8 protein-coding genes are annotated in these 12,552 nt (G+C 55.1%); 2 read left to right on the forward strand and 6 right to left on the reverse strand.

The window, feature by feature from the left end:
- Nucleotides 1–20 precede the first annotated feature (20 nt).
- Both ASD28_RS23295 and ASD28_RS23300 read right to left on the reverse strand, forming a co-directional pair.
- Nucleotides 21–1,958: a M48 family metallopeptidase gene (locus tag ASD28_RS23295; protein ID WP_056134075.1), complete on the reverse strand. Its 1,938-nt coding sequence runs from the start codon at nucleotides 1,956–1,958 to the stop codon at nucleotides 21–23.
- Nucleotides 1,955–4,777, reverse strand: a complete 2,823-nt coding sequence (locus ASD28_RS23300; RefSeq protein ID WP_056134078.1) for an ATP-dependent RecD-like DNA helicase — start codon at nucleotides 4,775–4,777, stop codon at nucleotides 1,955–1,957. The genes ASD28_RS23295 and ASD28_RS23300 overlap by 4 nt, the downstream gene beginning before the upstream one ends.
- A gap of 329 nt (nucleotides 4,778–5,106) precedes the next feature.
- Here ASD28_RS23300 and ASD28_RS23305 point away from each other — a divergent pair, with 329 nt between their 5' ends.
- A complete protein-coding gene (locus tag ASD28_RS23305; RefSeq protein ID WP_156650932.1) occupies nucleotides 5,107–5,919 on the forward strand; it encodes an NYN domain-containing protein in 813 nt (270 codons plus the stop codon).
- A gap of 618 nt (nucleotides 5,920–6,537) precedes the next feature.
- On the opposite strand, the gene ASD28_RS23310 is transcribed toward ASD28_RS23305, so the two are convergent.
- The 3 genes from ASD28_RS23310 to ASD28_RS23320 form a co-directional block, all read right to left on the reverse strand.
- Complete coding sequence (locus ASD28_RS23310) at nucleotides 6,538–6,870, reverse strand: hypothetical protein (RefSeq protein WP_056134085.1); 333 nt, start codon at nucleotides 6,868–6,870, stop codon at nucleotides 6,538–6,540.
- A gap of 281 nt (nucleotides 6,871–7,151) precedes the next feature.
- Nucleotides 7,152–7,715 (reverse strand): nucleotidyltransferase family protein, encoded by a 564-nt coding sequence (locus tag ASD28_RS23315; protein WP_056134088.1) that lies wholly within the window; start codon nucleotides 7,713–7,715, stop codon nucleotides 7,152–7,154.
- A gap of 120 nt (nucleotides 7,716–7,835) precedes the next feature.
- Nucleotides 7,836–8,558: a YozE family protein gene (locus ASD28_RS23320; RefSeq protein ID WP_082579179.1), complete on the reverse strand. Its 723-nt coding sequence runs from the start codon at nucleotides 8,556–8,558 to the stop codon at nucleotides 7,836–7,838.
- 399 nt (nucleotides 8,559–8,957) lie between these two features.
- Between ASD28_RS23320 and ASD28_RS23325 the strand changes: the two genes are divergently transcribed.
- Nucleotides 8,958–10,055 carry an HNH endonuclease gene (locus tag ASD28_RS23325; RefSeq protein WP_056134094.1) on the forward strand — a complete coding sequence of 366 codons (1,098 nt, stop codon included), beginning with the start codon at nucleotides 8,958–8,960 and terminating at the stop codon, nucleotides 10,053–10,055.
- A gap of 129 nt (nucleotides 10,056–10,184) precedes the next feature.
- Here the strand turns inward: ASD28_RS23325 and ASD28_RS23330 are convergent, their stop codons facing one another.
- Entirely contained in the window at nucleotides 10,185–12,326 is a 2,142-nt protein-coding gene (locus ASD28_RS23330; protein WP_082579180.1) for a helix-turn-helix domain-containing protein, read from the reverse strand.
- Nucleotides 12,327–12,552 lie beyond the last annotated feature (226 nt).

The raw sequence follows: 12,552 nt of genomic DNA on the forward strand, positions 1-12,552 counted from the left end.
CGTTGGTCAGTTGGCTATGATTATGGCAGCACCGCTGCTCCTGAAGTTGTAGGGCTGCTCACGCACACTTGTTCGATGGATATTGCTTTCCATCCCCAAGTGCCTCGCTTCTTGTTGAAGCTCAAAACTGCCGTTCCAGATACGCGGTCTCCATCCTCCAGTTGATGTCTGGAAACCATGGGGGGAGCAACAAATACGTCGCTTTCAGTGAACCCCATGCCGTTGGAAACGCGAACTTCCTCGTTGAACTGCCTTCTGATGGCCGAACTGGGTTGTTTGCTCGACATCGTAGCTCGGTGGACTCGGTATGCGAGGCCATGTTTGGACGTGTAACTGGAAAGCGTTAGAGCAATCGAGTCCCCTTCAGCGAACGTTTCTCCTAGTTCGGAGAGGGAGACGACTCCGTCAATCTTGCGGTCGACAATAAAATGGAGGACGCCCCTTTCGCGGTTGATATGGTCGACAACGCCGATTGACTCGGGGAACACGTCCCAGTCCAACGCAGCTTCCCTAGATTCGAGAACGAAAACCTTGAAGCGCTGATTCTCGTCGAACTCACCCTTGACCTTTATCGTGTCGCCTGGCGCCATTTTCCTCCGGCCGAGCTTTGATTCGGGAATGCTGGCTTCTATCGGGATAGAGGATGATTTAATGAATATCCTACGTCTAGGCTTGTCTTCTTTCCCTGGAGTGGCGTACTTTTCGCCGACACACGCATCAATCCAAGGTAGAGCCCCGAACAACAAGGCCTCTGCGGCAGGAAGCTTTGACATATAGAAGCCACGATTAGAGGAAGCTGCCACGGTTTCGGCGAACCAAGGCATCGAGGTGATTTGTGTAGCTTCTTCCGGAATTTTGTATCCCTCGCTCTCCTTCGAACGCACGACGACTTCCACTTCGAGTTTGGCAGCGGAGAGGTCATTGCTTTCCAGCATACGCCGCGCCATTTTGAGCCTGATTTTGCCCGTAAACTTGTCCTCAGCCGGACAGGAAAGTGCCTTGCAGTAGCATGCCAATGCAGCGTCCTCGTCTGTTCGGGAAACGATGTCACCTAGTAAGCCCCAAGCCCAATAGTCATTCGATTTGGCCTTTGCGACAGCGAGTCCGAAGGCGAGGGCCTCGTCGTGCAATCCTAAGGCGAGGAGCACCTTAGCCTTATCAAGCTTAAGCCAGATGTTGTCCGGGAACCGCTCAATTGCCGCATCGAGACGGGGCAGAACGTGCTTTTGCTCGTGTACGTTGTCGGAAGCAGCTGCTTCTTTACCGGCCTGTTGGATGACCTTTTCAGCTAGCGATGGGTACTCTTTGCCGTCCTCGCCACGGTAGCGCTCGAAGTCCTCCGGTCGTAAATTGTCCAGATTCCAAAGACGGGAGAAAACAAGCATGTTGAACTTGTCCTGGCCGGCCAACTTGGCGGCAAGCTGAAGAACGCACGAGTGCAGGAGGGAGGGCTTCTCGACGTCCAGCTTGAGATAGTCGTTTAGGTTGCGCTTGATGGCTCCGAGGTTAACGTTTTCGGCTGCTACCAGCTGTTTGGAGTACTTGAACAACTCCCAGCCAAATCCGGTCTGAGCTTCCTTGTTCCCAGGCCCAACGCCGAAGGCTTTTCTGTATGCGGCAGCGGCTTCCGCATGTCGGCCTTCCTTGCTCAGCGCTTTTGCCTTGCTGATTTCCTGGCCGCCGGGGTTACACAGTGAAAGAGCGTTACGAATTCCCTTGGCGAGTACCTCGTCCGAAGGGACCAGCTCGACGTTTTCCAACTGCAGCTGGTAATGGGCCAAGTTCGCATCGTGCCCATTTCCAATGTCCCGCTTGATGATGTCTATCAGACACCAACAAAACGCCTTCCTGTCCCAGTCGTTCGCGTTCGGAGAGCCCATCAGTTCTAAAGCCATACGGTAGGCCTCATCGACGGCCCCTTCCTTCCGTTTGGCGAATACTTCCTTGCTCGTAATCACCCCTGCATACCCTCCGTGAGCAGTTGACCGACCGCGCTGACAAAGGCGCCTGGGGAGCACGCGGTCACCACTGGCTGACACTTGGTAAACTGGTCTTTGCCGTTGTACCAAACGTCATAGACCGCGACCGCGCTATCTTTAGCGAAGGTGTAGCGCTGTGACCATTGCTGCTCTACAATGTTCTGGACCGTGATACCGTGTGCACTGCATAGCCCAAGAACCTTTTCATGGAAGTCGTTCAAGAACTGCTTGGGGAATGATGCCGCTGCGACCGTCGAGCCTCCGCCTGCGAGAAGCGGTCGTCCTTTGAGTACGGAGAGTACGTCCGCCAACTCAGAGCCCAAGCCTTCGAGGCTGCGGGAGGCAATGGTCGAAACCTTGTTCTTGCTTGTGTATGAGATGTCCACGCGAGCAAATTCCGCTCCGCGTTTAAAGTGGTAGGACTCCTGCCACTGGTTGTGAAGTACCTCTTCGATGGCGATATCCGTTCCGTCAATTAGCTTGCGCACCTCCGCAAGCAATGACAGAAGGACCTTTGCGTTCTCGGGGATGCCAAAGGTGTCGAAATCATCTAACGTGGAAGTAGGAGCAGTCGGTCGCTGAACGGGTATTGTGGGACGAGCTCCCTCAAGCTTCCCTGCTTCGAAAATGTCCAGCCTAGGGTCCGAGACCAGCCCGATTTTGCTCCATGGCTGGATGTTGGGCGGGTCGAGCAAATACAGGTTCTTGCCAGTGCGGGTTATGGCAGTGTAGAGCCAGCGGAAGTATTCAGCCGTCAACTGGCTCTGGTGGCTCTTGCACTTAACGAACACACTGTTCCACTCACTGCCCTGAGCTTTGTGGCAGGTGATTGCGTAGCCGAATTTGAGTCTCAGCGCGTTGAAATAGGGGTCGGTTTTCAGAGCGTGCTTGAACTCCGTGCTCTGCTTTTTTAGATGCTTGTTCCGGATGAGGAAATCGAGGTAAAGGGCCTTGTTTTGGTCGGAGGAGAGGGAAGGTTCTTTCGAGTACAGCAGGTCCTCGATGATTTTGGCTTTGAAAAAATGCGCGGTGCCTTCGAGGTCCTTGAAGCCGACAACGACGTCCTTGAAGAGCAGGGAGACCGGTATTTCCTCAAGCTCTCCCGTGTCGCAGGCTTTCCTTTTCAGAATAACGGTGCGTTGTTCGGAGTCAGAGAGCACCTGCCGTATCAGGCCGAAGTCGCCATTGGATATGAACATCCCGTATGCATCGCTGTTGCTGACAGCCATCACCTTGTCTCCCGGCTCAACTGTCTGGCAACCGGGAAAAAAGTGCTCGCGGATTCGGCGGTTGTAATCTCCAACGTCAGAGTTCGAATGGGCGATAATTATCGATTCCCCATTGATTTTACTCCCGCAGGATTCAAGGTAACGGTCAATCAGGTCCGCATGTTCGACCTTTCGAACGTCGGAGTGACCGAAGTCCATTGTGAGTCGGTTGAACACCTTGTCCCGCAATGCTGTGCGGAGCGGAATTGCGTTGGCGATGACGCCGCTTTCTGATTTCTGACGCACAACCTCGGAAAGTTCGAACGCCGTAGAGCGGGCGTTGTGCTTTTGGAACAGGTAGCCTGGGTCTAGGGCGGGCGAGAAATTCATGCCAACAGGCGGCAGCTGGGCGTCGTCACCAATAAAAATAACCTTCTTGCTATGGTCGTTGTGGTCCAGGTTCACGAACTTCAGGAAGTCGGCAAGGAGGTATCCTGTCCCGAAGCGAAAAAACTCTGCCTCCTGATAGACGTCGGAAATCATAGAGGCCTCGTCCACGATGTAGACCGTGTCGGCCGAAAGGCCGTTCACCGCTAGCTTGGCGTAGAACTTGAAGGTCTCGGTTCCGTCGGTGTCATCATCTCGATACTCAGCGATTTCGTCGAACGAGTAAATGGTCTTGTGGATGGTGTAAGCAGGCGACTTTGTCTTGCTTGCAATTACTTTCGAAGCCTTGCCCGTTGGCGCAGCCAAGACGTAGTTACGGCCGATGGCTTGGAAATATTCGGTCAGACCTTTTGTGATAAAGGTTTTTCCTGTACCGGCGTAACCTTTCAAGAGGAACACGTTGTCCGTTCTGCCGTTGAGGAACCGTTCAAGGCTATTGACGAGTTCCGTCTGACCATCCGTTAAGGAGTATCCAACGAAGGCGTCGTGGATGCTTACCAACTTGCGTGTGTTTTCGGACTTGAAGTCGATTATTTTCGCAACGTTCTCGGAAGCGTTCTTGAAGTTCCAGAGTCTAGCCTCGTCGAGAGCTTGCCCAAGTTCCGCTACGTGCGTTTGAGCGGCCTTCTCAGAAGCCTCCAGGCGACTCAACTCATCTTTTGCCGCCGCCAACTGCTCGGCGAGCACCGCAGCTATCCCGGCCGGGTCTGTGGGAAGGCCGGAAGGTTTGGCTGGCGGCACATAGGTGGGATAGGGTTCAGGAGAATCCCCGTTGTAGGTCTTGCATAGCCATTGCCCTAGGAGGTATGCCTCCTCAAGTAGAGCCAGGGACGTCTCGGCGTCCATCGAACACCCGTGAGCGGCTTTGTTGCCGAGCATGCGCAATGCATGGAGCTTTTGCACAATGGCTTCCCCAACGGCGTTCTGAAAACACGGGGCTTTGAGCTTCTGAAAGAAGCCGTCGGACGACTCGCTAGGCAGCCTCAGGTCCCGGTAAAGAACGCCTACAAGGGCCTCTGCAAAACAACGTAGCTTAACCGCGGCTGTGTGAGGGTCAGCATGTGCGTAGCGCTCTGCGAATGCTGCGTGTTGGTATAGATGGGGCCAGCGGGCCCTCAGACGCTGAAAATTTGTCGAATCCATGTTGTAGAGCTAGCAGTGGTGCGATGCGCATGCATCTCGGCAGCATAACTCAGCAGTGCCTTTTTTATGCATGTTGTCGTAGGGCCATACCGCTTTTGAGCTTCGCAAACGTTGCTTTTCGTCTATCCAGAAAATTTCGATGCTAAATTTTCCTCATTTGCCAGCTAGTACAGATGATTGCTCCTTAAACTGTTTGCGTTCTGCAATTGTAGCCAGGTTGCCAGTTGTTGTATTCACTACAACTAACACTTGCGCTGATTTCTAATGCGGTCTATAATCCCTTCACTTATCCGCTAGCAGCGTGCTGTTAGCTCAGAAGCCACCGCAAGGTGGCTTTTGCCTTTCTGGCCAAGGAAAAAATGAGAACGTACGTGTATGTTGATGGCTTCAATCTGTACTACGCAATCAAAAACTCCGGCGCCAAGTGGCTCGATTTAAAAACTCTCGCTGAGCAAGTCGTTCCTGCGGCGTCGGTCGAAAAAGTACGCTACTTCACCGCACGAGTCTCTAGCCTTAGTGACCCAGGTGCCCCTGCTAGGCAGCAGCTCTACTTCAAAGCTCTTGAGTCCATCCCAGAAGTGCAAATCCATTACGGGACCTTCCTTGCGAAGTCCAAGTGGTGCCCGGTGATGCTTCTGCCCGCAGCAGACCGCTTAATCACGGACATGGCGGGCGCTGCAGCAACGCTCACTTCGGGGGATGCATCGATAGGACTCAACGCGGCTTTGCCTAAGAGTCACGCAGAGACCCTGACGCTAGGACACTACGGCACGAAAGACAACAAGAAAGCCGCAGCACTGCCCGACGCGATGAAGGCGAAGGTCTTTACCATGGAAGAAAAGGGCTCGGATGTGAACCTGGCGGTTCATTTGCTCAATGACGCCTGGGCTGGACGATTTGATGCCGCTATCGTCATCTCAAACGACACCGACCTTGAGGAACCTATTCGCATGGTGGCTCAAGAGCGTAAGCTTCCGGTCTACCTTCTGACGCCGTCTACGAATAGGGGCGCATCGGAGAAGCTGAAGAACGTAGCCACGTTTCAGCGGCACATCCGTCAATCGCATCTCAATGGCTCACAGTTCCCAGACCCCGTAATTGACGTCAACGGCAACCCGATTGCCAAGCCAGCGACCTGGTAACGAAGCGCCTTACGGGGTAGTGCCGTTCAGTCAAGGTCTTTATTCAGGACCCGGTAAAACGCTGGAGTGAGGCCTTCACGGCCCGGTTGTTTTTCGACCGCGCCGTTCTTCGTTCAGGAGAATGACTAGGTATTGGCACAGGCGCTGCATCAAGGCGGGCAATTTGCCGTATGCCTGTGTCACGTCTAATGTCGTTCAGTCTTAACTGAACGGCATTAGCCTCAATGGAGGGGCTTTCTCATTTTGCTTCCCACAAAACCTCGAGGTCGCACTCTCGCTGTACAAACCGAAGCCGGAGGTTAACGTCGTACCCGGCGACATAGAGTTCCCGCTCGTCTTCGAACGCCGTGAGGTGGAATCCATACCTCACGCCCGGCGTATCGCATGACACGGGCATCATCTAGTCCGTGCAGATGTACCGCATCCGCGAATATTGCGGCCAGCGCGGCTTGCAGCGATTCCAGGCGGTCCTGCTCTGCGATGATGGCTTCGCCAGAGGTCGAGCCGAACACTTCAGCGGCGGTCGCCGCCAAGGCGCTGACGATTTTGTATTGACTCAAAGCGGTGGATGTCGACATGTCCACAATAATAAACCCCGGCAGGGCCGAGGTAGGTGGCTCAACAGTCTGATTTGTTGGTCTTGATGTTGGAAAGCGGCTTGTTTGGCAACTCCAGCATTTTTTGGGCTTCAAGCACGGCGAAGTGCTTGGGGCTACCGGTGCGCACGCGGTCGAGACCTTGGTCAGCGGGGCCCCACATTTGCGTACTACGACCGTACAGGACACGGGCTTTCAAATTGTCGTCGCGGTCATAGACCTTCAATACCCCTGCTCGGTTACGACCCTGCCATTTCCAAGTGATGAGCCAATGGAGGTTTTGGGCGTCGCAAAAGAATTTGAATTCGTCAGTGGTAACGCGAGCGGGCGCCAGATTATTGTGGTTTGATTTCATAGGGATGTTTCCTTATTAGCCGAACATGCAGCACCGTGCTGCACACTACCTATAGCAACCACAACTACAGATAACCCCAGAAAAGGAGTTTTTTAGGGAATTATTTGGTAACAATTTGTAATATAATGTGCGCCATGTGGTACGTCCTTGATTGCCGAGCCGCTGGCTGAACTCCTACTTGAGCGCATAGGCTCGAGGGGCCGATTGACACTCGCAGATGTCGGCCTTAAGAAGGAGGGTCCTTGAAATCGTGGTCGGGCAAGCTGTTGCACCGTGCAACACTACATTAGGTCAATCCGGGGACCGGTCGCGATAGCTGCAACGATGGGGTCTTTTGCGACCAACTGCGCCCACTCGACCGGGTCGTAAACGTTGACGTGGACGTACCTGCCGAGACGCTGTTTTAGGTCGTCGGCCATGGCGTGCATTTTCATTACACAGACGTCGCCGATAATCATGACGTCAATATCGCTGTCCGGACGCTCTTCGCCTCGAGCGACTGAACCGAAAATAAACGCTGTGGTCTTGTTGAACGGTTCAACAACATCTTGCAGTGCTTCGGCTATCACGTCGCGAATCCCAAAAGTCTTGCGACAGATGTTTGTTAGCTCAGCGTAGATAGGGTGTTTCGGATTCGCACGATAGCGTGGCCGGCGCCGGACTTCAAACGACTCAATGACGCCTGCCTCGACCAGCAGTTTCACGTAGTTCTGTGTACTACCATGTCCGCCAGCCCCGGCGGCGTCTATCAGCTCCGCTAAGGAGAAGTCTCTCTCGGGACGCAGCAGGACCGCGGCAAGGATGCGCTGCTGGCGTTCGGTTAGCAAGAATTTCAGAGTGCTCATCGACTGTGTTGAACCGTTCAACAAATACCAAAAAATGGTATTAGTTTACCTAAAATTGGTATCTGTTGAACGGTTCAACACGTGGTACCCCATTCACCACTCCAGCCCAGCCATTGACGGTTAGGCTTCCCTTATAGCGTGGTTCCCTGCACGCTTGACCGAAGCGTTAAACCTTTTCCAGGCCTCTTTTAGGGCAATGATGGCTGCATCGGAGGCAGATACGTTCTCCATGTAGCTCAACATTTCGGCGTAAGTCGTGGCTGCGACTGGAAAATTTTTGTCGCTCATCACGTCTTTGGCGATATCACCGACAATAGTGTCCCGGGCCTTCTGCCGTTCTAGCCAACGATGAAAGGGCGCCCTTGCGGCTTCTTGGTCAGCAGCACTGGCGCGCGCTTGTTGCTCGAGCATGTTGCGCGCACCAATGGGGCGCTGGGTAGCTGTCTCGGAGCGGGGGCGTCGTTCCCAGCGGTCCAGTGAATTGAGGCAGCGCTCAAGAGTTTCCTCCACAGGATGCTGCGAGAAGAAGTGATTCGCTTCCGTAAAGAGGTCGCATTGGGCGCAGTAGAACTTCTCGGCGTCGTCCTCGCACTGGTCACCATGAAGGTAGTAGCGCCTGGACCTCGACAGCTTTGCGGCCGCCACGGAAAGAGCGGGCACTGAGGGTACAGAGTGCGCCGAAGTTGAGCGGTTGCTGTGCTTTGTTAGCAGCGACCAATTCTTGAAGCCGTTCTCAACTGCGAGACGGTCCAAAGCTTCGGCATGCGTGAGAGACGAAGTGCGGGTCAGCTTCTTGGCTGCGCGCTTTAGTTGTTCGATTTGAGCAGGTGTACGAATAGACATGGTTGACAGTTCCAGCGGTCACTTTGAATCGATGCGCCCACACATCGAGTCGCGGTGACCTGGAAAGGTCGAACCAAGACTCATTTTGAACTCGCTGCCGCGAACGGCTTCGCCTTGTAGGCGGGCGAGCCGGCGAAGCGGCTGCTGTTGAATATAGTGCCACACGTTAAGTGTTAGGTCCAGTTCGTAGTGGAGGCACTGCAAGGAGCCACTGCACCTTGACCACTCGCGAGGTGACGCTGGCGTCAGCAGTTCACTTGGGTTGCCCTTTTCAAGGCGATGAAAATCAAAAAAGGAAGGATGCGATGAAGAAGGTAATCAGCCAGTTTTTCTCGGATTTAGGGTTTCCCTTTCGGAACATTCGTTGTTCCTGGGGGGGCGCGAAGTGGGGATGCTATATTGCTGCGCACGTGGGACGACGAACTGTTATTCAGGGAGCGGACGTTAAGGGTTCTGGATATGGCCGATGCCGACGAACGTGACTCGTACGGCCTAGACGAGCGCATCGTACAGCTCAAGGCGTTATGGAATGGTGGCATCGTCGGGTATACCGTCATTGCGACGGCAAAGGACAAACATGCCCGCCCGCGCGAAATCGGTGCATACCGAGACGATGCCGTGTTTGCGCTCTCCCGACTTGAACGAACGCGGAACGGGGACATCATCGGTATCGTCGGTGATTTGGTGCCCATCCAAGCCCTAGCACAGCACGCGCAGTCTCACCGGACCTCGTCCGGCGAAGGTGTGTTCCCTGTGGGCGATGCACAGCGGTCAGGGCTGTCCACCGATTCTTACAAGGAGAAGATTCCTGCGATTCGCACCTGGCTAATTGACGTGTGCGTTGCAGGAGGGACTGTGACCTACTCGGACGTCATGAACCGCTTTGCGCTGACGTTTTACCCTCTGCGAAACGCAATGAGTCGCCTTGGTCGCGACTGCAAGGATGCTGGTGAGCCCATCATCACAGCGCTCATTGTCGATAAGGATACGCACCGTTGCTCCCAGGGGTTCTTCGACGAGTTTCACATTGATGACGATGAATTGGAGCGCGAGCGCTGCTACGCCCGCTGGGCTTCAAGCGGCGACAGTGCACTGCCTTCACCGATGCCTGCACCGGCCGCGTCAGGCGCGGACCCTTCTGGGCCCACCGGAGACCTTGACCAGCGCGCGGCACGCTTTGCACAAGTGCAGATACGTCCGGACCAGGGGCCCTTTCGAGACGCAGTGTTCCGAGCTTATGATGGACGCTGTGCCATTAGCGGATGTGCTGTTCCCGAGGCCCTGGAAGCTGCGCACTTACTGGGCCGCAACTGGCGTCAAGGTCATAATAGCGCCGCCGACGGTATTCTGCTCCGACGGGACCTGCACAACTTGTACGACCGCGGACTTCTGCTGATTAGCGATGCCTGTCGGGTAGAACTTTTGGGCGACGCGCTGGCGTACTATGGCGAGTTCAGCGGCGTTGTCGTGACTACCTCTGGCCGAGCTAGCACATGACCGAGCGCCAGCTCGCCGCGCGGTAGCCCGACTGACTGTTTAATGTTTTTTGGTGGCCCGGGTAACATTGAGTGACAGACCCGGGCTACTACGTACCTGTGAAAACTGCGCAATCTACTACCGCTGCCGTTACGCGTTCGGTTCAAGCAGCTCCGTCACGTTGGCGAGGGCGCGGGTCCACTCCCTCGCAACGAGGGCCTTTAGCTCGTCTTCGAGCTTCCTCCGAGCCTCGTTGTCGAACCAGTCCTTGTTATGCGCAGCAACACGGCTCTTGTAACCGGAACCTTGCCCCCATTCTTCCACGCAGATTTGCCAGAACGAAGTGTCGGCCTTGAGTGCATCCTTGAATACCGTCTGTCCCATAAGCTGAACTTTGCGGAGGAGTTCCTCGTATGACGTGGTGAGCACCCTCACCGCCTGTGTCAGCAGGTCAGTAGCCTCCGCGTAGCGGGGCGTTGATGCCAAAATTTTGCAGTGGCCGGCGAAGTCATTCACCGCTTTTTCGAGAGCCATCACGGCCAGACGTCGCGCACCATAACCGATATGGTGCGAGTAGCTCAGTTGTGGCCACTCGCCTTCGCGGCGAACCGCGGCTCGAACGGTACTTGCATACGCCACCTGAATTTGAGCAACCAGGCTTTCTTGAACGTGTGCCTGCACTGCGGGAACGGCCGCGTTCATCGAGGCCCAAGTGCGCAATGTCTCGCTTGCATCTCGCAAGACGGCGAGTACCCTTTCTTCGCCGTGGTTTTGGAGGAGGGCGCGAGCTCCTGTTGTGGCTTCACTGAGGCGAGTTCGGAACGAAGCTCGGGCGCGGTTGAGACGCTCGAGCAGGAACTGTTGAGCGTCGGTCGCCGGGTCTTCATTCGCGTTGTAAAACGCTACTCCCAGGTCCTGCAATCCAAGCGGGTCCAAAGCCAGTGCAATTTGTTCGCCCTTCAGCTCGTAGCCCTCCTGGACGCTATCCACAGGAATGCTCGTAGCATCGTCCTTCATCGCTAGCGCTTCACTTGGTCGAGGCAGCACTAGAAGTGCCGTGTTAACGTCCAGAGCTCGAACGCCAGCATCCTTGGCCCGCTCGAGCAGCAACCGTGCCTCGGCAGCTGGCGCGTTGTTGAAAGGTGAACAAAGGACGGCAAGCGTGTGGGTATCGTCAAAGTGAGTTTCGATGTCTTCGCGCGCTGCGTTCCGGTCGATGCCCTTGGTATCGATGAACCGTACCGTGAGGTCGGCCACCTGAAGAAGCTTGTCTGGAATGACGACCTCGATACGGCGGGGTAACGTGAAGTCAGAACTCTTCCCGTTGTTGATAGCTGAGAACATGTCCCGTAACCATGCCTTGGGGGATTTCCCTGATGAGCTGTCGTACCAGATGTCTCGTTTGTCGCGGCGGTGGAGGTCCATCCTACTCAGCACTTCCACAACGAATTCACGTTGGGTGGGGAACTCTGCTGCTAACTGCTTTGCCGGGTCAAAGGTAATGCGCTTGCCATCGGCGCCCTTCGTCCGTTGAATGGCCAAGCCGGACATGTTGCGCAGAGCTCGCGCAACTTCCTTCGATACGCCTTGCGCCTCCTGGCTGCTAGGCCCGTCGTTCTCGGGGGACGGTGTCGCCTTTAGGATGCTGTCCGCGAGGTCTAGGACATCTAATCGCAACTCGTCGTCGCTCTTCGGCTCGACAATGAGGCCGAACTCTGGGCCGGTGCGTAGATGTACCTCACATACGGTGATGCCTCCACCGCCGACCTCGAGAACTGGCGTCAGCGTTCCGTCGTCCTTGGGCACCTCCAGCCCCGTCATCTTGCAGATAGCTGTAGATTTTCCCACTCCAATGCTGCCAATAAAGGCAATCTGATGCTCGCGTTTAAGAAGCATCGCGGCACCCCGTCCCAGTTCATCAACGTACTCAGAAAGGCGGCGCTCGAAGGCGTGTGGAGTGTCTGGCTGGTCACGGAGTGCCACCAGTTCCCGAGCGACTTGCTCGGCTTCCCACAGCAGGTCTTGGTCTGCGTGGTCCAACGGTGGTCGAGGAAGTACTTGCCAATTCCGGCGCAGTGCCTTTGAGAGGTCCTCTGCTTCTGGCGTAGCCAGTTGGGCAAGGATGTCTTGAACTTCTTCGACCGCGACTGGGCGGTCGCCGCTTTCGATGCGGGAAAGAACGGCTGGACTAAGCGAGACCCGCTTCGCCAGGTCGGCCTGCTTTATGCCACTGCGTTCACGCACCTTCATAAGATGGCGGCCGAGTTCAGAAGGTGACCAATATTCATCCATCGCAATTTCTCTTTAAGTGAATAGTTTTTGGGACCACCGGCACTTGCAAGTGCAAGACCGTAGCTCTGCATGGCCGAATTATAGCAAGATTTCTCCTAAAAATACACATAGAATGAAAACTTGCTTAAAAATAGTTCTGGCTTGAGAAAGAATTCTTGCGCGCTGCGTCGGCAGGGAGACGTCCTGTCATTCCAAGTTGCCGTGTCGCTGCCTATGCTTGCTCAGC

The organism is Massilia sp. Root133, assembly GCF_001426525.1.
In the GTDB taxonomy this organism is placed as follows: domain Bacteria; phylum Pseudomonadota; class Gammaproteobacteria; order Burkholderiales; family Burkholderiaceae_D; genus Telluria; species Telluria orientalis.